The 24,169-nt window shown below is 48.4% G+C and carries 21 protein-coding genes; 4 read left to right on the top strand and 17 right to left on the bottom strand.

Annotated elements, in window-relative coordinates; translation table 11 throughout:
* Positions 1–324 precede the first annotated feature (324 nt).
* From ACYVR3_RS10595 to ACYVR3_RS10540, 12 genes are all read right to left on the bottom strand, one after another.
* Positions 325–1,143: a hypothetical protein gene (locus tag ACYVR3_RS10595; protein WP_461244228.1), complete on the bottom strand. Its 819-nt coding sequence runs from the start codon at positions 1,141–1,143 to the stop codon at positions 325–327.
* Positions 1,144–1,206: 63 nt separating this feature from the next.
* Entirely contained in the window at positions 1,207–1,464 is a 258-nt protein-coding gene (locus ACYVR3_RS10590; protein WP_461244227.1) for a hypothetical protein, read from the bottom strand.
* 706 nt (positions 1,465–2,170) lie between these two features.
* Entirely contained in the window at positions 2,171–2,905 is a 735-nt protein-coding gene (locus ACYVR3_RS10585) for an ECF transporter S component (protein WP_057152135.1), read from the bottom strand.
* Positions 2,902–4,554, bottom strand: coding sequence for an ABC transporter ATP-binding protein (locus ACYVR3_RS10580; protein WP_461244226.1), 1,653 nt, complete (start codon positions 4,552–4,554; stop codon positions 2,902–2,904). The genes ACYVR3_RS10585 and ACYVR3_RS10580 overlap by 4 nt, the downstream gene beginning before the upstream one ends.
* On the bottom strand, positions 4,533–5,459 hold the full coding sequence (locus ACYVR3_RS10575; protein WP_461244225.1) for an energy-coupling factor transporter transmembrane component T: 927 nt from the start codon (positions 5,457–5,459) through the stop codon (positions 4,533–4,535). Before ACYVR3_RS10575 ends, ACYVR3_RS10580 begins: the two co-directional genes overlap by 22 nt.
* Positions 5,460–5,553: 94 nt before the next feature.
* Complete coding sequence (locus ACYVR3_RS10570) at positions 5,554–6,501, bottom strand: prenyltransferase/squalene oxidase repeat-containing protein (protein WP_461244224.1); 948 nt, start codon at positions 6,499–6,501, stop codon at positions 5,554–5,556.
* 36 nt (positions 6,502–6,537) lie between these two features.
* Positions 6,538–7,323, bottom strand: a complete 786-nt coding sequence (locus ACYVR3_RS10565) for a DUF4430 domain-containing protein (RefSeq protein WP_461244223.1) — start codon at positions 7,321–7,323, stop codon at positions 6,538–6,540.
* A gap of 1,236 nt (positions 7,324–8,559) precedes the next feature.
* Positions 8,560–9,585, bottom strand: coding sequence for a LacI family DNA-binding transcriptional regulator (locus ACYVR3_RS10560; protein WP_057152137.1), 1,026 nt, complete (start codon positions 9,583–9,585; stop codon positions 8,560–8,562).
* A gap of 108 nt (positions 9,586–9,693) precedes the next feature.
* Positions 9,694–11,160, bottom strand: a complete 1,467-nt coding sequence (locus ACYVR3_RS10555; RefSeq protein WP_461244222.1) for a UDP-glucose--hexose-1-phosphate uridylyltransferase — start codon at positions 11,158–11,160, stop codon at positions 9,694–9,696.
* A 2-nt stretch (positions 11,161–11,162) separates the two neighbouring features.
* Positions 11,163–12,167: a UDP-glucose 4-epimerase GalE gene (gene galE, locus ACYVR3_RS10550; RefSeq protein ID WP_054737114.1), complete on the bottom strand. Its 1,005-nt coding sequence runs from the start codon at positions 12,165–12,167 to the stop codon at positions 11,163–11,165.
* A gap of 195 nt (positions 12,168–12,362) precedes the next feature.
* Positions 12,363–13,535, bottom strand: coding sequence for a galactokinase (locus ACYVR3_RS10545; protein WP_461244221.1), 1,173 nt, complete (start codon positions 13,533–13,535; stop codon positions 12,363–12,365).
* A 481-nt stretch (positions 13,536–14,016) separates the two neighbouring features.
* Entirely contained in the window at positions 14,017–15,744 is a 1,728-nt protein-coding gene (locus ACYVR3_RS10540) for a phospho-sugar mutase (RefSeq protein WP_461244220.1), read from the bottom strand.
* Between the two features lie 296 nt (positions 15,745–16,040).
* Here ACYVR3_RS10540 and ACYVR3_RS10535 point away from each other — a divergent pair, with 296 nt between their 5' ends.
* Positions 16,041–17,396 (top strand): DUF2252 domain-containing protein, encoded by a 1,356-nt coding sequence (locus ACYVR3_RS10535; protein ID WP_461244219.1) that lies wholly within the window; start codon positions 16,041–16,043, stop codon positions 17,394–17,396.
* A 64-nt stretch (positions 17,397–17,460) separates the two neighbouring features.
* On the opposite strand, the gene ACYVR3_RS10530 is transcribed toward ACYVR3_RS10535, so the two are convergent.
* From ACYVR3_RS10530 to ACYVR3_RS10515, 4 genes are all read right to left on the bottom strand, one after another.
* Entirely contained in the window at positions 17,461–17,694 is a 234-nt protein-coding gene (locus ACYVR3_RS10530; protein WP_461244218.1) for a cytochrome b5 domain-containing protein, read from the bottom strand.
* Positions 17,695–17,825: 131 nt separating this feature from the next.
* Entirely contained in the window at positions 17,826–18,047 is a 222-nt protein-coding gene (locus ACYVR3_RS10525) for a hypothetical protein (protein WP_461244217.1), read from the bottom strand.
* Between the two features lie 449 nt (positions 18,048–18,496).
* Positions 18,497–18,727, bottom strand: coding sequence for a DUF454 family protein (locus tag ACYVR3_RS10520; RefSeq protein ID WP_461244216.1), 231 nt, complete (start codon positions 18,725–18,727; stop codon positions 18,497–18,499).
* Positions 18,728–19,194: 467 nt separating this feature from the next.
* Positions 19,195–20,892, bottom strand: a complete 1,698-nt coding sequence (locus ACYVR3_RS10515) for a phosphoenolpyruvate carboxykinase (RefSeq protein ID WP_461244215.1) — start codon at positions 20,890–20,892, stop codon at positions 19,195–19,197.
* Positions 20,893–21,210: 318 nt separating this feature from the next.
* On the opposite strand from ACYVR3_RS10515, the gene ACYVR3_RS10510 reads away from it, so the two are divergent.
* On the top strand, positions 21,211–21,471 hold the full coding sequence (locus tag ACYVR3_RS10510; RefSeq protein WP_461244214.1) for a hypothetical protein: 261 nt from the start codon (positions 21,211–21,213) through the stop codon (positions 21,469–21,471).
* A 116-nt stretch (positions 21,472–21,587) separates the two neighbouring features.
* On the opposite strand, the gene ACYVR3_RS10505 is transcribed toward ACYVR3_RS10510, so the two are convergent.
* Complete coding sequence (locus ACYVR3_RS10505) at positions 21,588–22,964, bottom strand: MFS transporter (protein ID WP_461244213.1); 1,377 nt, start codon at positions 22,962–22,964, stop codon at positions 21,588–21,590.
* A 187-nt stretch (positions 22,965–23,151) separates the two neighbouring features.
* Here ACYVR3_RS10505 and ACYVR3_RS10500 point away from each other — a divergent pair, with 187 nt between their 5' ends.
* Positions 23,152–23,859, top strand: coding sequence for a zinc metallopeptidase (locus ACYVR3_RS10500; RefSeq protein WP_054737120.1), 708 nt, complete (start codon positions 23,152–23,154; stop codon positions 23,857–23,859).
* A 50-nt stretch (positions 23,860–23,909) separates the two neighbouring features.
* Entirely contained in the window at positions 23,910–24,080 is a 171-nt protein-coding gene (locus ACYVR3_RS10495; protein WP_162838528.1) for a hypothetical protein, read from the top strand.
* Positions 24,081–24,169: the final 89 nt, after the last annotated feature.

The raw sequence follows: 24,169 nt of genomic DNA, 5'->3' as shown, positions 1-24,169 counted from the left end.
GAAAACGTAAAATTCCCATCAAGCACTTGAATCATGTGTTTGATGGGGATTTTGGAGTTTCTGGTGAATAATTCAGGTTCAATTATTTTTACATTTTTTTGACTTCTGTAATAATTTAAATATAAATATAGACACTATTCAGCCTTTTAGAACTACTATTTAGCACACGTAGAGCTATATCACAACCTCTAAAAGCCGAACAGGTGTCGCATAAAACTCCAATCGGAATTCTATACGACACCCATTCAACTTTACGTATTTATTATATTATTCTCCGTAATTCCTTATACAGGTCATAATTAAATCGCTTGTCAAAAATAATAGTTAACTTGTTATACTATCACTAAAGTTAAAGATTGAACCACGCTTAGTTTGAGCATAATCGTACTGATCAAGTGAGTAAACGGCTTGTTGAGTTGACAGTTGACGATCATAGGTCATCGCTGATGTCCAATCAAAACTACCGGTATCCGTTCCTTCAATAACCTGATATGCGAGTAGCGCATTAATTGAATCATCACTTACATCTTGACCACAAGCTGACAGTCCCGCAATTAACATTGCATCGCTCGATGAATTAACGTCTGCAGTATCATTGAATGGATCTTTAAAATTACCGTCTGACTGTAAAGCAGCATTTCCATTAAAATCATCACCTGTAATTGCATCAGTTGCTGTCTGTACTGCATTAGTAATCTGTTTGTCAGCATCATACGTCGTACTACCCATATACGTTGCCAACGCCTGCAAAGCTTGGCCCGTGGTATCAAGCGTATACCCATATTGATCAGTCCAATAGCCATTATCCGCACTCTGCATGCCTAACAGTTTAGTGATCATAATCTGAATATCAGCCGTTTGAACACCACCAACGCCGCTAGTCGATGCGGCCGTTGCGGCGAGTAGGCCATACGTTACAGCGTAAACGTCGGCATCCGATGCAATCCCCATTGTAACTGCTTCTTGAACCAAATTTTGCCCATTAACGCTGGTTGGATCCGCTGCAATCGCGATCATGCCTATTGAATCCCGTGCATAGTCCGTTGCTTGATGTGTCGCATTTGGATCCGCATAGTTCGCTTCAATATTAGTTTGAATCTGCGTCTTCTGTGCATCCGTAATACCAGTCGAACTCCGAACCAATGCTAAGGCATCCCAACCGGTCAGTTTTTCAGCCGCAACTTGTGTGTTAATCCAGTTAACCCCTTAGGTAATTGCAGTCGCATAGTCGTTAGCTTCAACAACTTGGTTGATAGATTTAACAGAAGTTGTGAATACCGCCTTATCACTATTAAGGTTAGTTACTTTCACATTTTTCGCCACCGCTGTTGTTTCGGTTGGGGCGTTATCTTTGGCCTGTGCCTGAGAATTGCCTACTACTGTGAAACCGAAGATACTCGAGAATAGCAAGAAACTATACATCATTTTGCGGGTTGAGTTGTTGGTCGTCTTTGCGTTAGTCATTGGAATTACCTCTTTCTATTGGTTGGCAGAAGTGTCAGTCAATTGAGTTACTGAGGGGGAATTCGCGACACATTAGTCGTGCCTATTCCCGAGCAGTACTTGATAAAGTACTACTCTTAATCTTTTTGATTATGTTGCTAGATGATCATTTAAAATGGTGTGTATTTTTTTGCCAGTCTCAACTTGATAAACTGACTTGCGTTATAACCTGTGACCCTCCATAGTAACCATCACCCATTCTTTATAAAATTTAATCTATTGCTTGAATCATCGACTATTATTTAGCCAAGTATAGGTATGAAAAGTTGATGGTTAACGGATAATCAATCTCTTGATAAGTTCTCCACAACTACTTAGGAATCACTCACCTAATTACCAGCGTTTTGCCATTCATTTCTTTTTCTTATCTATGAAATTAATATTACATTATAATTATGAAATGATTATGAAGAAAATAAGAATTTTTCGTACACTTGCTATTTTATGTAGAATTAAGATTCATTAATCATATTAAGTTTGATTTAATACATATCACACCTAATTGTCACTACATCTTTGTTGCTGTTTTTAGTATAGTTGCTCAATCTAACATCACATCTACGGCCAATTTTCTTAAAATTACAATGCCATCGATCAAAAAGACCGCCTAGCTCAACCCGAGCTAGACGGCCTTTTTTAACTTTAATAACTAATAATTTCTATCCCGTTACGATTCCTTAAACCCCTGCGCATCCAACTGCTCCTGCACGCCCATCAAGCCGTACTTGTACTTAAACCGCTCGATGATTCGATACCAGGAGTTGTAGAAGAAGAAGAGGAGCACCCCTGTCGTAATCCCGTGGATCAGGTCGAAGTAGAAGCTGGCCACGTAGGCGGCGATGAAGGTTTTGATGGTCAGTGGTTGAATGTAGACCAGCACGTACCAGAGGTCCATGATCCAGCCAAATAGGAAGCCATAGGCGACACCGATACCCGCTAAAATGTAGCGGTTGTGTGCCCAGTCAAAGTTTCTCAACATGCCGGCAGTCACGCCCATCATGCCCCAGGCAAACATCTGCCATGGCGTCCATGGCCCCTGTCCTAAGAACAGGTTGGAAACGATGGCAGCGGTAGAGCCCACGATGAAACCGGACTCCTTCCCCAACGTCAGCGCGGTCATGATGACGATGAAGCTGGTTGGCTTCACGTCTGGGAACGGTGCCATCGCCACCCGGCCCAGTGCGGCCATAGTAGCTAACACGGCAATGAAGACGATTTCGCGGGCTTCTGACCGGCGAGTTTCGAAGTGCCAGTAAAACGGCAGCATACTTGCCACTAGGCACATGATACTAATGATGACATAGTGCTGGTCACCGTTAAAGAAGGTGATCCACACCAGACTCAACACCATGACGGCTAGCGCAATCAGGTAGCCGCCCTTACTTTTGAGTTGCGCAATCATTGCGCCACCTCCCCGCGGTCGATCACTTCTGGCAACTGGTACCGTAACATCCTGTTGGTCGTGGTGGTGTAGAAGAAGTTCTCCGCAAAGAACGCGTGGGGTTCTTCTTGCGACACGATCTTGCCGTCAAACAACAGCGCACACTGGTTGGCAAACTTGGCGCTAAAGGCCATATCGTGGCTTACCATGATGATGGTCAAGCCCTGCTTGGTCTGCAGGTTCTTCAAGATGTTGCCCAGCTTCGTTCGCCGAATCGGATCCAGTCCCTTAGTTGGTTCGTCCAGTAACAACAGTTTCGGTTGCGACAGTAACAACATGCCCAACGCGATCAACTGCTGTTCACCACCACTCGCATCGTGCGGGTTTTGATCCGCCACGTGGGTGATGGTCATCTGTTCCAGCATATCCTTAGCCGCCGCTTCCGGATCAGCCAACCCAAGCTGCTTGCCCCGTTCCACGTACTCTTCCATGACGGAATCGTAGGCAAAATACTCGGATGGCGTTTGCGACAGGTAGCAGACCTGCTTGTAAAACTCGGTCTTATCCCAAGATTTGACCCGCTTACCCAACAGCTTCGAGGAACCCCGACGCGCTGGCAACAGGCCCATAATGACCTTCAACAGGGTCGTTTTCCCAGTCCCGTTTTTGCCGATGATGGCTAACCAGTCGTTTTCGTTCACCGAGAGGTTGAGGTCATCCAGAATGTAGTAGCCGTTCTTATCGTACTCAAACGACACGTGTGACACCTTCGCCGCCAGCTTCTTCGAGGCATTTGGCGGGGTGTTATCCAATCGCTCCTGCTTGAAGCCGATTTGGTTTTGTTGCAGCACGTCTCGGCCCTTCACCACCGTGAGCGGCAACTGTTTCAGGTCGAGTTTGGTGGTCAGTTGGTTATTTAAAAAGACGTACGGCACATCCGGCACGAACGCGCGTAGCTTAGGTTGTTCCCAGAGTTGTGACAGCACCGTGCTGACGTCACCCGTGTAGGCAATTTCGCCGTTATCCACTATCCAGAGTTTGTTGGACAACGGTAACACATCATCTAACACGTGTTCGTTCATGACGATGGCGATTCCCAGTTCATCGTGGATTCGCTTCAAGAGCGACACGAATTCCTTGGTGGCGATTGGATCCAGTTGTGCCGTTGGTTCGTCCAACAGCAACAGCTTGGGCCGTAAAATCAGGACGGCAGCTAAGTTGACCAGTTGCTTTTGACCACCAGACAGGTTCTGCACGTTGGCGTACAGGATGTCTTGCAAGCCCAGAAAGCTCACCAGTTCGGCAATCCGCTTTTGAATGTCGTTCGGCGCCATTCCCACGTTTTCCAATGAGAAGGCCAGCTCTTGCAGGACGTTATCCATCACCAGTTGATCTTCCGGACTTTGGAACACCATGCCGATATTTTGGGCACTCTCCGCCGCCGTCATTTCGGATATCGGTTTGCCTTCAAACAAGATCTCACCGGTGCGTTTACCAACGGGCCACAATTCGGGCTTCAATTGCCGTAACAGCGTTGTTTTGCCACTCCCGGAACTACCGGCAACCGTGATGAAATCGCTGCTGTCGACACTCAGATCCACGTGGTTCAGGCTCTTATGGTCCGCAAGCGCATATTCAAAGTTTAAATCTACAGTTTTAATAAGTTCCACCACAGCCACTCCCAAGCTTCTAAAATTAACGGAAAGCTTACTAGTAACACGACACCTAGTAAGACTAATAGTCCCTGTCCGTTCAAGGCCATCGTCCCTAACGATGGGTAGACGACGAGGCGTCCCACACCCTTTGATGCTTCGTAAAAGCAGATTACTGTCAGTGGCAGGTACCAGCACAGCGACAGAATGTCACGCTGGGTAAACCGGTACCGTTGGAAGCTGGTCCGCTTGGTGCTGGCATACCCCCGCGAACTCATTGAATCTGCGGTCTGTAGTGCGTTATTAAACGAACTCACCAGCAGCACTTCCATCAGCTTCATCACACCGATGCTACGTTGCCGAAAGTTCCCGTGCCCCACTTCGATGCCCCGTAACGATTGGGCTTGGGTGATGCCCCGAAACCGTCGTAGGAACAGCGGCACAAAGCGCAACGTGATCATCGTGAGCAACGTCAATTTCGGTGAAATGCGTGAGAACAGGTACATGAATTTTTGACTCGTTAAACACTTATTATAGGAAAGAAAAATCAGTAACACGATCAGTAACGACAGCGCCATCAGCACGCCGTAAACCACCGCTTCAACGGTGATTAAGATCCCGCCAAACGACCAGATCACGTGTGCGCCACGACTATTGATCAGCGGGTTCATCACCATGATGAAGGCAACCATGAAGATACTACCTTCAAGCATCATCGTCACCTGCTTTTTAGCCCCTGACAGTACGTCAACGCCAATCACAATGGCCAGTTCGACCAACAGGAAAATCGGGTGTAGGAAGATCATTGAACACGCGATCACCACAATATAATAGGTAAAGATCACCCAAGGATTCAGTTGTTCAAACACCAACTTCGGCCGGCTATCCTGCCGTGTTCGCCTCACATCTCGGTGAACATCCATATCTGCCATCTCCAGTTTATAAGATATAAACAAACAAGTGTCACCACTCGCGCGCAAAATCCACGCTACGGTCACACTTGTTCGTCAGTTACAATTAGAATTTAAAAATTGAACCCTTGTGCAACTTGTATGCCCGGTACTGTTCCAGTGCGTAGGTTGATTGTTGCGTTGCCATGTGTAAGGCGCCGGTGTTGCTGTTGAGTAACCAACGGAACTGGCCGGTCGACTTCTGGAACTTGATCAAGCGGTTAACTGCTTTCGTGCCTGGGTTAACCCCAGCGGCTGATAACCCCGCAATGGCCATGGCGTTAGAATCCGCGTTGGCCTTCTTCGTAAAGGCAGTGGATAAGACGAAGTCACCCGTACTCTTCTTGTAGGCCTTGCTTGTCAACGCGCTTTCAGCCTTCTTGATGGCCGTTTTGACACCGGTGTAACTGGTATGTTCGCTCAAGGCGATCAGTGCCATCCCGGTAATATCAACGTCACTCGCTGAACCATTCAAAGCCCAGCCACCCTGTGAGTTTTGGGCTTTCACAATTTGGGAAATCAACGTCTTCACGGTCTTATTGGCGGTACTGCCGTAGTTCTTGGTACTCAAGGCAATCGCGCCCCAAATCTTGGCGTTGATACCAGAGTTCGATTTCGGTGCCGTTTTGATGATGCCTGATACCAAGTTGACGCCTTGATACTTCGTTGGGTTGGCGCCAATTGAAACGGCGCCCATCAACGTCCGTTCGTAGTCAACGGCGGCGTAGTGTCCGCCAAGGTGCTTGAATTGTAAGGCCAGTTCCTTGGTGAAGACTTTCTTGGCCGCAGAACTCATGCCCTTAGGTGACCGCTTAACGGCGAAGGCATCCCAAGCGTCCAGTTGATCCTTAGGCGTCTTAGTCTTAATGTAGCTTGCCCCTTTGTTGATGGCCGTCGTGTAAGACGTTGCGGCCTTAGCACTCGTCTGCGTTGCAGTTGAAATGGCGAAGGCCCCACCAAGAGCTAACGCTGTAATCCCTAACACTTTTGCAACTAATTGCTTTCCCTTCATCATCACAGTACTCCTTGTATTAACTTAATTTGTGTCGCTTTATCTTTGACCAGAAACGGGGGCGTGCCGGTCTTTCCCAAGGTTAGCGGTGTAGACCCATTGAATCTTGTCGCCGTTCTTCACTTTGTACTTACCAGCTGAGTACCCTGGGAACTTGTTGTTGACTTCGTAAAGCCAACCACTACCAGAACCTTTGTCAAATTCAAATAAACCGGCGATGCCTCGGATATAAACACTGTTGCCGGTACCTTGGTAAGCAACCGCGATGTGCTTGGCCTTCGCAACTCGGGTCAAGACGGTGCTGACCTTATCGCCGCTGTGGATGGTAACGTTGCTTTGAGACATCAGCACTTTGTTACCTTCCTTGATTGGCCCCCGGACAACGATCGAACAAACTGCCCGGTGCGAAGCCGTTGCAGTTGCTGCACTGGCTGACCGGTGCGTCTTGGCGGTCGTGTTGGTTGTGGCTGACTTGCTGCCAGTCGTTTGGGTTGACCCGTTACTCTTGGTGCCGGTCGTGGTACCACTCTTACCACTGCCTAGCTTTGAAATCGATTCGTTGCTAGCAGAATCAGCCGTGGCGTTACCACTTGTAGACTTCGTGCCGGTCGACTCGCTCTGCGCCGCGGCCTTTTGCTCAGACGATGACGCTGCCGAACTGCTTGCACTCGACGAACTGCTCTTGTCCGCCTTCTTTTGCGTTGTCGTATAGGTGTTATCCGCGTTAGTCGTTGCCGATTGGTGTAACGTCTTGTACCCCGCAAACCCCAATCCAAAAATCACAACTAAACTCAATACAAGCGCAATAATGCGTTTCTTTGACATGAAATAGACTCCCCTTTACATCAAGTTTCAAGCGCTTTTTCACCACTCAGTATACCATCTTCGTTGAGATGAACCTGAGCGTCCGTTGATTCAAACAATGGTTAAATCCTGTGTTACTGACCCAATTGATTGAGCGATAATCCCCGTCAATTGGGCATTATCGTCCCCTCCCAAATTAAAGCGTTTACATAATTGTATTAAGCCTCAATTGTGAATACAATAACTTTCGGTCATCTTACACAATAGTTTCATGAAAAGTTTTGAAACGATAAAAAAGCACTGGTGAATCTGCCGCCACCTCGAAAAAGTGGCGATTTTAACCTCAGATTCCGGTTTAACACCCTAGTTGGTCTACTCAACTCACGTCAATTTAGCATTAATTCACACGAAATTAGTAATATTATATCCTGTGCCGTGTTCATGTACAACAATTTCCGTTTTTTCTTGTCTTATTTCGTGGCAAGAATGAGAGAATTGTGCGGTGCTGTTGACGTTCGTTGACAGTGTGCGGTGTTCATGGCGTTAGGCTTCATCAGTGCGTTAATCATGGATCGTATTGTGGGGACACCCGGCCGGCGAAAAAATTGGACGCTGGAACGCCATGGGCACGATGCTGAGCCGAAAGCCCACGTCTCAGCATACGGCCTTACACTAGGGTGACAAAAGACGCCACCCAAGTGTAATTTCATGACTGAGCATCCATTTTTTCGCCGGCCTCCTGTTTGTGCGTTGTCGGCAGCGATTACCGCACTCCCGAAAATCTATCATGAAGGGCTAAACTGTCGTACGCTAACAACTGCGAACATCTCAGCGAGTACTGACCGATAACGTTACTACATTGATCCAACAGTACGCTCAAACGCGTTGAATCAACATTAGTCGTTGAGATACTGCAGCAAGTGGTTCAGCTAAGCAACTGAGATGCGCTACGATAATACCAAATTGCGCCAGTGTAAGATGGAGGTGGGCGGCTAGGTTCCTGCTGTGTCGCGATGATTGGTGGTTGTTGGTGTTCTTCCAACAACCACCAATCATCGGGGACGTCATTCAAGACTCGCGCGGGCTTTGGCGAGGCTTGAATGCGAGACCTGAGACCGCCCTTTGGCTCAGGTCGGTCCCCATAGCTGGAACCTAGCCGCCCACCGGAATCGACAGTTTACGCACAAAAAAAGCACCCAGCCACAACGTGCTAGATGCTTCCATCATCATATCAATAGCGTAAAAGCGATAACCAACTCAGTCGTCAGCAACGTCATCATCCGTCACTGGTCGCGTACTCTTACGGACCATCAGCTTGGTGCCAACAACGATTTTCAGCGGCACGTCACGGCCGCTTTCCAACCGGCGCTGCATCATATTGACCGCGCTGACGCCCATTTGTTCGGTGTCGACGTGGACGGCGCTGAGTTCTGGATAGACGTATTTAGCAACCGACGTGTCGTTAAAGCTAAACAGGCTGACCCGTTCTGGGACGGCGATGTTGGCTTCACCCAGTGCTTTCAAGGCCCCAATAGCCATGGGGTCGTTGCTGACGAAGAAGGCGTGTGGCAAATCGTCGCCCAAGTCTGCAATCACCTGCTTCATGACGTCATAGCCAGATTGGTTCGTGTAGTTGCCTTGGAAGGCCAAGTGATCATCATACTTCCCGCGTTCGGTCATCACGCGCTTAAACGCTCTGAACCGTGGATCTTGAATCTTCAACTTGTGGTCGGTGGTGTACTCGGAACCGTAAATAATCCCCACTTGATCACTTTGCTTCAACAGGTAGTCCACCACTTGGCGAACGGGCGGCTTAAACTCGGTCACGACGCTGTCAAAGCCCTGTTCGATACCGCTCCAGTCAACGAAAATCAGGTTGTTGGTCAAGCTGCTCAGTTCTTGGACTTGGTCCTCACTATATTTGCCAACCGCGATAATGCCGTCGACGTCCTTGCCAATTTCTGACACCTGGTTTTGGAAAACCGGCGTGGTTTGAATCTGGAGTTCCTGACTACGCTTTTCGATCCCCATTCGAATCGCCATGTAGTACAGGTCGTCCAGTTCCTTGGTTTCGGAGTACCATTGGACCACCGCCAACCGGTACGTATCCGGTGACTTGGGCACCCGTTTGGACTTCGTGTAGTTCAATTCTTCGGCAACTTCAAAGATCCGTTGCCGGGTGTCGTCGCTGACCGATAACGTGGTGTCGTAGTTCAAGACCCGCGACACCGTTGATAGCGAAACCCCTGCCTTTTGCGCAATATCCTTTAACGTTGTTTTCATGGGACAACCCTCCCTCCCCAATTAATTTGTCTAAAAACACGTCAATCCGAACGTCGATTCACACTGCGAATCACCGTCCGGATCTTGTTGACGTGGTTGAATGCTTAACTAACCAAGTTGTGCAATAAACTTGTCGAATGCGGCTTGGCCTTCAGCGTTGCGCTTGAAGACGCCGGCATCCTGTAAGACCCGTGCGAAGACGGTCCCGATGGCTTGATTAATGATACCTTCTGCATTGGCTTCCGTAAAGGTGTTATTAGCCTTTAATTCATCCGCCCATGCTTTGTGGTAGTCGGCCATTTCGTTTGGTTGATCCAGGACGTATTTTTTAACATCCTGCATCTCAGTCAGCAACCGAGCGGGTAAAATGGCCCGGCCCATGACTTCGATTAAGCCAATGTTTTCCTTCTTGATGTGTTGCACATCCTGATGGGGATGGAAAATGCCGTCAGGATACTGTTCAGACGTTTGGTTATCCCGTAACACAACGTCCAAAACGAAGTCGTCACCCTTGCGGTAGGCAATTGGCGTGACGGTGTGATGGCGTTCACCGTTGGTGTAGGCGCGAACGTCCACGCTTTCGTCATCGTAACCCTGCCAGTTGTTGGCAATCAGGGTTGCGGCGTTGATCAATGATTCCGGTGCCTTACTGGTCAACCGGATCGTTGACATTGGCCACTTCACAATCCCAGCGGTCACGTCATCAAAACCAGCTGGCAAGCTGACTTCACGGTCGATTGGCGCCTTCATCATTGGGAACTGGTGCCGGCCGCCTTGGTAGTGGTCTTGCGCCAGCATTGACCCACCAACGATTGGTAAATCAGCGTTACTGCCGACAAAGTAGTGTGGGAAGGTCCGCACGATCTCCAGTAAGTTGCTGAAGGTGTGTTGGTTGATCACCATTGGCCGGTGTTCTTGTAGTAAGAAGATGGCGTGTTCGCTAAAGTAAGCGTATGGCGAGTACTGGAAGCCCCAAGGTTCACCACCCAGGGTCATCCGGATCACCCGGTGATTGGAACGGGCTGGGTAGCCTAAGCGACCCAAGTAGCCTTCGTTTTCAATCGCCAACTGGCTTAACGGATACGTGTTCGCCTTTTGGTTCCGAGCTGCCGCGATGGCTTTGGGATCCTTTTCGGGCTTTGATAAGTTGATGGTAATTTCCAAATCACCGAAGTCGGTTGGGGTATCAAAGCCGATGTTTTTGGCGATCGCCCGGGTTTTAATGTAGTCGTTTTTCCGGCTCAAATCATAGAAGTAGTTCGTCGCTGCTTCTGGTGAGTCGTTATATTGATTCCAAAATTGTTGGTTGACCTTGGCAGGCGTTGGCGTCATTAAATCCGTCAATTGCGCTTCCAAGATATCCTTGTCAGACTGACCGTCCTCGATCTTACCGTTCTTCACGGCCGTTTCGAGCAACGCGTCAACAACGTCCAAGAGGTCATCGCTCTTGGCGGCCACTGCTTCACCGTCGCCAACTAGGCCTAAAACTTTGTTGGTGACGTAGATGCGGTCTAATGGTTCGTAAGTGCCAGACGCGATAATCGCGTCGACGAAAGCCTTAACTGTGTCACTCATACTTAGGCTTCCCCCCGATCGTTGTAACCCTTTGGATGGGTTTGCTTCCAGTTCCAAGCCGTCTTGATGATTTCCTTGACGTCATCGTACTGTGGCTTCCAGCCTAAGACTTCACGCGCCTTATCACTAGCGGCGATCAAGGTACTTGGATCACCTGCCCGACGTGGGGCATCCTCAGCAGGGATTGGTTGGCCAGTTGCTTCACGGGCAGCTTCCAAGATTTCCTTGTTAGAGAAACCGGTTGAAGACCCCAAGTTAAAGGCGTTGGAATCGTTGCCCTTCTTCAGGTATTCAAAGGCTAAGATGTGGGCATCTGCTAAGTCAACAACGTGGACGTAATCGCGCACGTTAGTCCCATCCTTAGTTGGGTAGTCGGTCCCGAAGATCTTCAAGCCGTCGCGTTCGCCAGCGGCAACTTGTAAGATAATTGGGATCAAGTGGGTTTCTGGGTGGTGATCTTCACCAATTGACCCATCGGCCTTAGCACCGGCAACGTTGAAGTAACGTAAGGCGACAAACTTGATGCCGTAAGCGACGTCGGACCAGTGCATGATCTTTTCCATGGCCAACTTACTTTCACCATATGGGTTGGTTGGAATCTGAGGATCAGTTTCCTTAATTGGAATCTGCTTTGGTTCGCCGTAAGTTGCAGCGGTTGAACTGAAGATGATCCGCTTGATGTCGTGGTCCTTCATGGCCTTCAACAAGGTGATCATGCCACCGGTGTTGTTGTCGAAGTATTTAAGTGGATTACTCATCGATTCTGGCACGATGGAGAACGCAGCGAAGTGAATGATCCCTTCAATGTTTTCTTCCTTGCCAAATACTTCGTCTAAGAACGCGCGGTCGCGAATATCCCCTTGGTAAAAACGTGCCTTGGGATTTACTGAAGCGCGGTGACCCGTGATCAAATTATCGATCACTGCCACGTCATAACCCTTTTCAACTAACCGATCAACTGTGTGGGAACCAATGTAGCCCGCCCCGCCTAAAACAACAACTGTCATCAATCATTACCTCCTAAAAATTCTCTTCATACCAATATTAAGTTTAGTGCATTTTAAATCACTTGAATAGCCTCGCCTAAAGAAAAACGCGCCGCAAGTTAGGTTGCGTTGCGTTTTTCAAGTGGTCATTACAGTGTCTGATCATCGTTTCCCACCGCCTATTCGTGGATGGCGATCACCGACAACTGAGGTTGACTAAGCTTTCAATTCCTTAGGGCCGTCAGCAATGTTAGCCACGTAGAAGCTGGCTTCATAGCCGATTTCCTTCTTGTAGACGTCACCGACGTTCTTGATGAAGTCGTCGACGTTAGCCTTGTTGACGATGGCGATGGCACAGCCACCGAAACCGGCACCAGTCATCCGGGCACCTAAGACCCCTGGTTGCGCCCAAGCCGTTTCAGCTAAGGTATCCAGTTCCTTACCAGTAACTTCGTAGTCGAAGTGCAGTGATTCGTGAGAAGCGTTAACTAACTTGCCGAATTCTTCCAGCTTGCCTTCCGTCAACGCCTTCTTGGCCCGTAACGTCCGTTGGTTTTCAATGACCGCGTGACGAGCGCGTTTGATCAAGGTGCCATCGTTAACAAGGTAAGCAGCCTTATCGAAGTCCTCTTGGGAAAGGTCACCCAAGGTCTTCACGTCAACGCCACCCTTTTGGATGCGTGCCAAAGCTTCTTCACATTCGGCCCGACGTTCGTTGTACTTCGAATCCGTCAATTCCCGACGCTTGTTAGTGTTCATGATGACCACCACGTTGTCGCCAAGTTCAACGGGTACGTATTCATAGTTCAACGTGTTCGTATCAAGCAACACGGCGTGATCCTTCTTGCCCATGCCGATGGCGAATTGATCCATGATCCCGGTGTTCAAGCCCAAGTAGTCGTTTTCAACAGCTTGGCCGTTCTTAACCAAAGTCAATTGATCAACGCCCCAGTTAAATTCAGCGTTTAAGATGTTACCAATCAATAATTCGATTGACGCTGATGATGATAAGCCAGAAGCATCTGGTAAATCACCGTGAACGAATAAGTCAAACCCGTGATCCACGGTGTGGCCTTGTTTGGCCATTTCGTACATCACGCCACGAACGAACTTGGCCCAAGAATCGTTAGCATCGTAGTCCAAGTTGTCGATTGGGAATTCCAAGATACCCTTATCAGCCAAGTTAGCAGAGTAAGCGCGGACCTTGCCGTCTTCACGAGCGGCATACACGCCGTAAGTCCCCATACTGATGGCACATGGAAACACGTTCCCACCATTGTAATCCGTATGTTCACCGATCAAGTTGATCCGACCTGGTGAGAAGTAGACCCGGTCACCCTTGTAACCAAATGCTGCGTTGAATTCGTCCATTAAACTTTGATAGTTCATTTTTATCCGCGCCTCCGTTTTTTACTAAAACTTTTACTAAAGCTAGGATACGGCAAAATGTGGTTGCTGTCAACCATTGATTGTAATCGGTTACATTGTTGTGTTGGGTTACGTTTGTGTCCAGCGTAAGTGTGCGGAGCGAGGCGGTCAGAAGGCGGCGTGTAACGGTCTCTAAGGTAAACTACCGGGTTTTGGTAGTTTGGCTTAGAGACCGTTACACATAGCCTTTTGCCTCGCGCAGCACCATTCGGCGCGGTGGCCAGAAGGCGCGTGGTTGACAAGTTTCTACAACTTCAGGAACCCTGAAAATAACAGTTTAAGTGGCGCCGAATTTTGTAGCCTGAAAGCGCCGGTTTTCATGCGGCTTTGGCGAGCGAAGCGATGACAAACAGCCAACACCCAAATCACACTCAACACTTACGCCAGACACAAACGTAAACAAAAAGCCGACCACAATCGCAGTCGGCTTTTCGGGATTCAGTTAGTCTTGAACCCAGTCGTTCAAGGCTTGTTCGAAGTCCGTTAGCTTTTGAGTAGCAGCGGCTTCGGTGTCGGCGTTGGTGCCGATGTAGAACTTGATCTTTGGTTCGGTACCGGAAGGGCGAACGGCGATCCAGGTGCCGTCTGCCAACCAGTATTTTAAGACGTTTGATTCTGGCAGCGTCAATTTTTCGGTGGTGCCATCCGCATGGGTGGCCGTTTGAGTTTGGTAATCATCAACGGTTTCAACTTGAACTCCGGCAAAGGCCGTTGGGCGGTTGTCGCGGAGACTCTTCATGATGGCTGCCATCTTTTCAGCGCCATCAACGCCGCCAAATTCCTTGGCCGTGGTCTTTTCCTTGAAGTAGCCGTATTCCTTGTACAACTGTTGAATCCCATCATACAGGGTCAAACCTTGTTGCTTGTAATCGGCCGCAACTTCTGCCAACAGGATGGTTGATTGAATCGCATCCTTGTCGCGGACGAATGGGTTGATCAGGTAGCCAAAGCTTTCTTCAAAGCCAAACAGGAAGGTGTGGTCGTGGTTTTCTTCGGCCAGTTTGATTTGTTCGGCAATGTATTTGAACCCAGTCAACACGTTGTTCATCTGAGCGCCATAGTGTTCGGCGATTTTCGTTGCCAATTCGGTTGAGACAATCGACTTCACAACCAAGCCGTCAGCTGGTAATTGGTTGGCGTCTTGCTTGGCTTTTAAGATGTAGTTCAACAGCACTGAAGCGATTTGGTTCCCGGTCATCAGCGTATAGTCACCGTTTGGCATCCGCACGGCAGCACCCAACCGGTCAGCGTCAGGGTCGGTAGCGACTAATAAATCAGCGCCCTGTTCTTTGCCCAACTTGATGGCCATGTTAAAAGCTTCTGGGAATTCTGGGTTCGGGTGTTCAACCGTTGGAAATTCAGGGTCGGCGATGGCTTGTTCCTTCACCATGGTGAAGTTAGCGTAACCGGCATCCTTCAAAGCACGGTAGCCAATGACCCGGCCAGTCCCGTGAAGCGGCGTGTAGATCAACTTCATGTCCTTGCCGACTTCGTCAATCAACTTCGGGTTAACTGAAACAGCCTTAACGCCGGCCAAGTAGTCTTCGTCCAAGTCTTCACCAACGATGTGGAGGAGGCCTTGTTGCCGCAATTTCGGTTCAGCCACCGTGGCAACCGTAAATAAGTTGTCGATTGAGCGCACGTAACCGGTGATTTGATCTGCAGCAACGGGTGGCATTTGACCGCCGTCTGGGCCGTAGATCTTAAAGCCGTTGTACTGCTTAGGGTTATGACTAGCCGTGATCATGATGCCGGCGTAGGTGTGTAAATGCCGAACAGCGAATGACAGTTCTGGCGTTGGCCGAATATCATCGAACACGTAGCTTGGAATGTTGTGAGCACCCAAAACTTGAGCGGCGTGGTGGGCAAATTCCCGTGATTGGTAACGAGAGTCAAAGCTGATTGCTACCCCACGTTGCTTGTCGTCATCGGATAAGGTGTCCATAAAGCGGGCTAAACCTTCCGTAGCTGAACCGACAGTGTACAGGTTCATTTGACCGATCCCGGGGCCAATCAAACCGCGCATGCCGGCGGTCCCAAAGGCCATTGGTTTCGTAAAGGCGTTTTCTAAGGCGGCGTCATCGCCAGCCATTTCAGCTAATTCAGCCGCGATCTGCGGGTTTAAATCCTTATAATTTTTCCATACTTGATAGTTATCTTTCCAGGTCATTGATTGCACTCCTCTTAATTCAGTTAAAGTGTTATTCATTCAGTATGATTCCGTTTTCAGTATAACGCAAGTTCAAATTAAATGGTAAAATTTTTACTAAATGTTTCATCGAAAATTCTGTGAAATCAGATGGACTCGGGCGATAACACACTTCATTTATTGCTTGCAGGACTTATCTACCGCCCGTTTTCAACTCGCGAAGCACCTTGTGAATCGTTGCCCCGTTTCCGCCCCTAGCGAACGCCCTTCAAAAACGGTACACTGAGGGTAATCAATTATCATAAGGAGTCTTTAACATGTCGGTTAAACCCTTTGATCTGAGTCAGCTGGTTGTGACTCAATCGCTAAAAAAGCAAAAGAAAATGGGCAAGCAGCTTCGTGACGCCTTCTCCTTTGACGACCTTGGCACGTTTACGCCAATCGACCGGGATCCTAATTACTTGATGGATCAGGTGCGCTCGATTCTAATTCCGGAACTGCTGCCTGAACGCACCCAACGGATGAGCCAATCCATCTTCTCCTTCTTCCGAGGCACCGCCGAATTAATGGAGTATGACCTCATTCGGCAGCCTAATTCACCGATCCACGCGGTCATCTGTGGTGACGCCCACATTGGTAACTTCGGCTTCTTCGGCTCGCCCGAACGCCACCTGTTATTTGACCTGAACGATTTCGATGAAACGGGCATCAACCCGTTTGAATGGGACGTGAAACGGCTGACGGTCAGCACCTTATTAGCCGGTCAGGAGTCCCAATTCGACCCAGAAAAACTAACCGCCCTCTTACCAGAACTGGGGGCTACCTATCGCGAAAGTTTACGTGCTATGTTTGAACGAACCACGTTAAACCGCTTCTACCCCGTGAACAACGTCGAAACCGTGCTGGCCACGATTCCAGCCCAGAGTCTGCACTCTGAAAAACTTCAAAAGTTACTGAACAAGGCTGGCAAGCGTGATTCCGAACAGGTGGTTCGCAAGTTTACCGAAACGGATGACGACGGTAACTGTCGTTTTAAGGAAAATGCGCCCAGAACCCGTCACGTGAACGATAACGTCACCAAGCATTTACAACGCTACCTTTCCAAGTACCGCCAGACCTTGCAGCCTGACGTTAATCTGTTGCTATCGCAGTTTGAAATCACCGACATCGTTCGACATAGTGTTGGCGTTGGCAGCTTTGGCTCGCTTTGCTACTTAGTGTTGCTCACCAGTTTCGACGGTAGCCATCTCGTGCTTCAAATCAAGGAAGCCCTGCCCACCCGACAACTCGCTGAGCAACTCCCCGAAGAAGATGCCCAGTTCGAACAAAACGAAGGTAAGCGGATCGTTAACTGCCAAAAAATTCTGCAATCGGCTTCTGATCCGTTCCTTGGGTACTTTGCAACGCCTACGAAGAGTTTCTACGTTCGCCAATTCCGGGATATGAAGGCCTCCGTTGACCTTGCTGAACTTGATTGGGACCAGTTTGAAGCCTACGCTAAAACTTGTGCGTGGGTCTTAGGCATCGGGCATGCCCAAAGTCCAACGGCGGGGTTGATCCTCGGTTACGTTGGCCACTCTGACCGATTTGACCAAGCCGTTGCCAAATGGTCGCAGTCGTACGTTACGCAAGTTGCGGCTGATTATCAGTCATTTCAGGAATATCGGTTATAGTTGTCAAAAAAAGGTTGCCGTCATATCATCTACGCGATGATGTGACGACAACCTTTATTATTTATTAGTCAGTTAACGTGCCAACAACTGGCAATTTTGCTAAAACGCTCTTTTGATGCGGGGCCTTCTTGATCACTTCAGAAAGGTCGTTCCCTGCCATTTGGCCGTGGTGTTTGCCACCCTGCCAAGCTGGAACATCCGTTAAATCATAAACCGTTCCATCGATAGCCACGTAAGCTTTACGCCCGTCTTGTCCATCGTATTGTTTCAATTCTTCTTTAGTAAATGTCTTTGCCATATCAACCGCATCCTTTCAAGTTATTAATTCAGTTTACCATTTATTAACTGATAAATGAAATAATAAACCCTGACTTTACCGGAATTTAAGCAAATAAAAAACGGAGGTCATTTCCCCCGCTTTTTGTTTGATTAGCGTGTCCCAGCCGTCATCTGTTTAACAGAATCGCCTTGCTTCAAGGTTACTTGATGTTGACCATTGCGTGATCCATAGTAAGCTGCGTTCTTTTCAGTCATCGGTTGGTTGGCTGTGTCGTGCCACTGGTAAGCAGCCGCCGTCTTCGGTTGGAGAATGCCCAAGCCGATAATCACTGCGGCGCCAGCAATGACGAGTCCTAATTGTTGTGCCTTCAATGTTGTTGCCCCCTCTAATGGTAATGTCAGGTGGCGCTTAACCACGTTGACTGCTATAGCGTACCTGAGATGAAGGGGATTTGCACTGAATATGCATTTATTTTTTTGGAGAGAGTGCGGAAGGAGGCGGTTAGAGAGCAGTGTGCAAGTCAACTAACGTGAAAGCGCCCGGGTCTGGCGGTTTTACGTTAGTTGACTTGCATGCAGCTCTCTGCCTCCTGGAGCACGTTTAGGCTACGTAATAGTAGTGAGCATGCCCGGAATTGGCAGTCTTACGTTAACGTTAGCTAACTTACACGCAAGTCCCTGCCTCTCGGAACACGTTTAGGCTAGGTAAAAGTAACGAGCAGAACAGGCCCAATCCTAAGGAAAGCAGCGTTCTCTCGAAACACGTTTAGGCTACGCAATAGTCGTGAACGAACACGTTTAGACTAAATAACCGTCTCCAACTACCCCACCAACCACTTCGCCAACTTCGGCTGCCGCTCCTGCAACCACTTCGCTAACCGCGTATTACTCAACCAGTGATGGAATGATGGCGACAGCTTCTTCAAACTATAAATCGCCAAGATCAAAAACGGAATTCCTGGAATAACTGGCAAAATAGCGCCAACGATGGCCCCCACAAACCCAGTAACGGTCAGGAACGACCAGATAATTTTCATCAATAATGCTTGCACGGGCAACCACCCTTTTCGTTTGATTTTGGACTAGTATAGTTGGTTTGGGGATTCGGGGCAAGGTATTTGAGTGATGTTTAGATTCTCTTAATGTATCGGTTATGTGGTATAAGAAACAAAAGAAATGGACAAGTTGGCATTGAGTCAACTTGTCCATTTCTTAGTTTTAGCGTGGGTGCAGCGTTTCTGCCATAAAGCGCAAAAACCAAAGTGCTTTTTTACATCAGAGTGGTACTGGCGACGCTCATTGCTGTTACTTTGTTTTCGGCGCCATTTAAGCTTTAGTTTGCGCTAATCGTTAATCCGGCGAAGCCTGCTGACGTTACCACATTTATTAGCCTGCGCCGAAATGAGCTCCACAAAACTGAGAGTTGCATATAAGGGCGTCCCCGATAGACTGGCCAAAAACCAGCCAGTCTATCGGGAACGCCCTTATACTCCACTCTCAAAGCGTTTTGTTCCGCTCTCTATGAATTCATCAACACATCCAACAACTCTTGTGCTGACTCATTCAAACTGTCCTTCGACTTGTCCGTACCCAAGTGGGTGTAGACTTCGCCGACATAGACGCCTTGGTCGAATAAACGATCGAAGACCTTGTCGATGATTGGACGCGTTTTTTCTTCTTCTTGCACTGGCCCGAATGGGTTAGCGAAGAAGGTGGTGCTCATGCCGACTTCATCAGTCGTGCCCAAAGCAAACCGCTTGCCTTCAATGAAGGTTGCCTTTGCTTCGTCTTTGTTATCAAATTGGTGGATCCCAATTTCTTTATCGTAGTTGTTTGCGTAAACCCACATGTCGATGCCGTGGTGCGCAATCACGCGACGGTAAGAATCGGCTGGGATGATAACCCGGGCGTTCTTACGGTCAGGGTTCAAGTAAACCCCACGGTCCATGTTGTTGAAGGCCACGGCAGAACTTAAGTCATCCAACCGCACGAAGGCCCCAATTTCAGTCCCTTGCGCATAGAGATCGTCATCCGTTAAGGTGAAGCTCCCCATATCATCAAAGATGGTTTCAAGACTCAAAATCTTATCGTCCGCAATTTCTTGCAAGGCTTCCAAAGATTCAGACTTCCCGGCACCTGAATCACCGAAGAAGACCACGTTCTTGTTCTTGCCGTTTGAGAACTTGATCCGAACCATTGAACCATGGATTGGTAAGCGGTTCTCGTAGATCATGTGTAAGTTGTGTAACGTCAAGCACATCTTCTTCATGTAACCGAAGTATGTGGTCTTGTCGTTGTATGGCACTTCACCGACCCAGATATCGTTTTCGGTATCGTGGTAGTAGTGGCTCACGCCGCCTTCAGTTTCTTGAAGCCCGAAGAGCAAGATCAAGTCTGGCTTGTGGCCAGCAACGTCCTTAGCATCGGCAACTTCAAACAAGTTGGCAAGTGAGATCCCACTAACGAAGTAATCGCGGTGGAAGTAGATGTATGCTAAACTTTCACCGATCTTAGCTGGGAAACAGTACCATTCGCTTTGAGCGCCATGGAACTTGTTGATTGGGTTATCAGGAACCGCCGTAAAGGTCCCTTCCCGCTTGTTACTTGGGGTCGTCATCATCATTGGTGGCCGTAGCATCAACGTATCTAAGAAGCGGATTGGCTTCAATGCTTCGTAACCACTTGGAATTGGCCAATCGTGTGATTGAGTCAAGACGCAAGCAGATGTCCCAGCACTCACTTGACGATAGGTTTTGTTGCGAGAGCCTTGGAGTTTCTCTTCAATCGTCCGGTAAGTTTTGATCACCAATTCATTAAATTGGTTATCCATCTGCATAAAGGTGTTGGTCGTGGCGTCGCTACCATGAACGTTCAACACACCGATTCGAAGGTATGAACGGTAGTAAGAGTAAAGTTCTTCGATACTGTCGAGGATTTCTTCACGGTTGTATTTATCAAATGCATCGTCGCGGTTTAACAATACCGCACGGATGGTATCCAAATAGGTTTTAGGGTCGGTATCCTCGAAGTAATTCTTGGTACTTTCCTCATCATGTCTTCTATGCTCTAAAAATAAACGAACAACTTCGGCGAGTTCTTTACTGTTAATTAAAGTAAAGATGTCGGAGATGTACTTGTTGCTGTAGTTTAAAACTGCAACATCTCTGGCTGGATTCATATATAACGCAGCCGTTTCAACTTTGCTTGACTCAGTCATAAGGTCGTAATTCTCCTTCCAAGGTCTTTTCAAATTGCCTTATTCCTATTGTAGCCTATTTAAACCCGAACGAAAACTAAAAATGAGATTATAATAAAATATTCCTGATACCAATGGTGACTTGTTTTCATAAAAAATCCAAATTAAAGCAAGCTATACATCGCGGTTTCATCGTATTTATAGCGGTTACATCTTTTAAAATCCCCAGTAAAGATTCCTTTATGAGAGAACTATCATTTTTCTTGCATAACAAAATAATCTTTCGCACCCCCAAACTAACTGGCGTATAATTTTAGAAAAAGAGGGGATGTGGTTGCGTTGCTTGGACTAAGACGGAAAACTAACCGATACATTGACATGGTAGAACGTTTAAGTGGCCAGTCACACGTTATCGTCATTCGGGTTCTGAGCCAAGTGACGATTGATTACGTGCACTGGCAGATCAATAATGTGACGTTCGCCAACGCCAACCAATTCGTCGTTGCCATGGTGATCATGGTGCAAAAAAATACTAAGGACCGCCACTGGCAGCCGACCACTGCGGTGCTTGAAGAGATTCGGGCGGGTCTGACGCGCTAGGCTTCAGTCAGCCATCTATATATCGTTAGAGCTATTATGATGAGCTTACATAAAAAGACAACCGTTCCTGCTAAACGCAGATTGGTTGTCTTTTTCGTTGTTCAAAAATTAAGTGATCAAGCCGCCATCGCCACTCGGTGTTCCTTCAAACTCAGCGCTAACCCTAACCCAATCAGCTCCAATATGAAGAACACGATAAATACCAAGTGGAACCCCGCCAAACTAGCGGTCCCACCATGCAGCGATAACAGTAGCGTGGCCACGGCAACGCCGGTTGACCCCAACAGTTGCCGCATCGTGGTGATCACCGCTGTCCCATGAGACAACTGTTGCTTCGGTAAGGCATCCGCGCCCAGCGTCACCGCCGGCATCATCACGAAGGCGTTGCCCCCTTCGATCAACATCGCAATCGGCATCATGCCCCAGAGTGCCACGGTTCCAGGAATCAGTACCAAGATTCCCCAGCCGACTAGGATCATCGTCATGCCAATCAACAGCACGCGCTTAAAGCCGAGTCGATCCGCTAACTTCCCGGTCAAGGGATTTAGTACACTCAAGAACACCGCGCCTGGGACCAGCGCCATCCCCGAGATAAACGGACTAACACCTAACACGAGTTGGTAATAGAGTGGGAAGACAATCGTCACCACGATCAAGGCGATGTACGACAGACCAGTCAACCAAACGGCGGCGTTGAATTGCGGCACCGCAAATACCCGCAGGTCCAGCAATGGTTCTGACAAATGCAGTTGCCGATACCCAAACCAAATCAGCGCTAAGATACTGATCACACTGATCGTCCCAACGACTGACCAGTTCACGCCCGCTTTGCCGATCTCGTTAATGCCATACAGCACGCCAACGAACCCGACCAGCAAAATCACTGAGAGCCCGTCCAGCTTGGATGGCGTACTTGGCAACACGTTGATGATCGTCCGTAACGCCAGTAAAACAACCAGCGTGATGACGATCATGAACACGATAAACAGGCCTTGCCAGCTAGTAAAGCGCAAGACAATGCCAGAGATGATCGGGCCAACTGCTAACGCCGAGCCCATCACCAAACCGGCTAAGCCCATCACGCTACCCCGATTTTCCTCAGGCGTGATTGCCAACAGCACCGTTTGATACGATGGGAATAACACCCCGACACCGATAGCTTCCAGCGCCCGCCCTAACAGGACTAACGGAAAATTCGGCGCCAAAATAATCAGCAAGGTCCCCACATCAAACATCACTAACACACTCAAGAAGAGTGGTTTAAAACCGAGATTGCCCAACAACCACGGACTGACCGGCATCATCACGCACATGATCAGCATGAACCCAGTCGTTAACCACTGAACCGTTGACGCTGAGATATTAAAGTACCGCATCAGCGTGGGATAGGCCGTCGATAGCGCTGATTGGCTGATTGACATCGTAAAAGTGCCCATTAACAGGGTCGCGACAAACCAAGTTCGTGCCCGACCACTTAACTGCTTCGTTTCCATTCTTTCTCTCGCCCCTTCCAAATTCGTTATAGCACTTTGGCAGGCGCCGGGCAATTTTCAGACTCCGAGTGAACTGAATTCCTAACACTTCGGTTAATTACCACCGATTTCCGTGCACCCACCGGTATTATTTGCTATAATGTTGGTCAACATTAGTCAAACCAATTTTAGAAACGGAGCGATGCGAATGACCTCACCAATTTTTGCGTTATTTGACCCCACGTACTTCCTCGTCATCATCGGCCTGCTACTCTCGATGGCCGCGTCAGCGTATGTGAATAGTACGTTTGCCAAATACGACCGGGTGCGCGCCCAAAGTGGTGCCACCGGGACCAGCGCAGCCCAATACATCCTGCAACAGTCACTGATCAACGACGTGGGTGTGCGGGAAATTGATGGTAACTTAACTGATAACTACAACGGCCAGACTAAGATTTTAAGTTTGTCACAGGCCACGGCCAATTCAACCTCCGTAGCCGCCATCGGCGTAGCTGCTCACGAATGCGGTCACGCGGTCCAAGACGCCAACAACTACGGCCCCATGCGGTTGAGATCAGCCATCGTGCCCCTCGCCAACATTGGCTCCACCGCCTCCTTCCCACTCATTTTGATTGGGGTGTTTATGGGGATGAACCAGACGTTGATCCACTTGGGCATTTTGTTGTTCTCGTTTGCGTTACTGTTCCAATTGGTGACCTTACCCGTTGAATTTAACGCCTCTCGTCGAGCACTGTCGATTCTAAGTGACGGCGGCTTACTGACGCCACAAGAAGTGCCAATGGTGCGCAAAGTGTTGACCGCTGCAGCTTTGACCTATGTCGCCGCAGCGCTCTCAACCTTCCTCCAATTGTTACGGCTTTTGATCCTCTTTGGCGGCAATCGTGACGACAATTAAACCGAATTGCCTTATAATGGGAACTAAAGCATAAAAAGCAGGTGGAGAAGATGGACCTTGTATCATATTTAAAAGACCAAATCGACTTTTTAACTGAACAATTTAACCAAGCCGAATCTGATAAGGATATTACGATGAAGTACATTGTGGAATCCCGGTTAGATGAGGCGAAGAAGATCCAAAAAGCCATTGATGATGGTGAGATTACGAGCCTGAATTAGAGTGTGGAACAAAACGGGTTGAAAGCGGAGCCTAAGTTACTCCCGACAGAAAGGCGTGGTTTTCGGCTTTGTGTTGGGAGTAGCTTAGG

The sequence above is a fragment of the Secundilactobacillus muriivasis genome (genome assembly GCF_054785195.1).
The sequence above is the reverse complement of the archived record's forward strand: the minus strand, read 5'-3'. Positions and strand labels throughout refer to the sequence as shown.

Bases quoted from the DNA above. Each gene is read 5' to 3' on its own strand.
- ACYVR3_RS10590 (WP_461244227.1), bottom strand. From the start codon at position 1,464: ATGACTAACGCAAAGACGACCAACAACTCAACCCGCAAAATGATGTAT.
- ACYVR3_RS10585 (WP_057152135.1), bottom strand. From the start codon at position 2,905: ATGATTGCGCAACTCAAAAGTAAGGGCGGCTACCTGATTGCGCTAGCC.
- ACYVR3_RS10575 (WP_461244225.1), bottom strand. From the start codon at position 5,459: ATGGATGTTCACCGAGATGTGAGGCGAACACGGCAGGATAGCCGGCCG.
- ACYVR3_RS10570 (WP_461244224.1), bottom strand. From the start codon at position 6,501: ATGATGAAGGGAAAGCAATTAGTTGCAAAAGTGTTAGGGATTACAGCG.
- ACYVR3_RS10565 (WP_461244223.1), bottom strand. From the start codon at position 7,323: ATGTCAAAGAAACGCATTATTGCGCTTGTATTGAGTTTAGTTGTGATT.
- ACYVR3_RS10560 (WP_057152137.1), bottom strand. From the start codon at position 9,585: ATGAAAACAACGTTAAAGGATATTGCGCAAAAGGCAGGGGTTTCGCTA.
- ACYVR3_RS10555 (WP_461244222.1), bottom strand. From the start codon at position 11,160: ATGAGTGACACAGTTAAGGCTTTCGTCGACGCGATTATCGCGTCTGGC.
- galE (WP_054737114.1), bottom strand. From the start codon at position 12,167: ATGACAGTTGTTGTTTTAGGCGGGGCGGGCTACATTGGTTCCCACACA.
- ACYVR3_RS10545 (WP_461244221.1), bottom strand. From the start codon at position 13,535: ATGAACTATCAAAGTTTAATGGACGAATTCAACGCAGCATTTGGTTAC.
- ACYVR3_RS10540 (WP_461244220.1), bottom strand. From the start codon at position 15,744: ATGACCTGGAAAGATAACTATCAAGTATGGAAAAATTATAAGGATTTA.
- ACYVR3_RS10535 (WP_461244219.1), top strand. From the start codon at position 16,041: ATGTCGGTTAAACCCTTTGATCTGAGTCAGCTGGTTGTGACTCAATCG.
- ACYVR3_RS10530 (WP_461244218.1), bottom strand. From the start codon at position 17,694: ATGGCAAAGACATTTACTAAAGAAGAATTGAAACAATACGATGGACAA.
- ACYVR3_RS10515 (WP_461244215.1), bottom strand. From the start codon at position 20,892: ATGACTGAGTCAAGCAAAGTTGAAACGGCTGCGTTATATATGAATCCA.
- ACYVR3_RS10505 (WP_461244213.1), bottom strand. From the start codon at position 22,964: ATGGAAACGAAGCAGTTAAGTGGTCGGGCACGAACTTGGTTTGTCGCG.
- ACYVR3_RS10500 (WP_054737120.1), top strand. From the start codon at position 23,152: ATGACCTCACCAATTTTTGCGTTATTTGACCCCACGTACTTCCTCGTC.
- ACYVR3_RS10495 (WP_162838528.1), top strand. From the start codon at position 23,910: ATGGACCTTGTATCATATTTAAAAGACCAAATCGACTTTTTAACTGAA.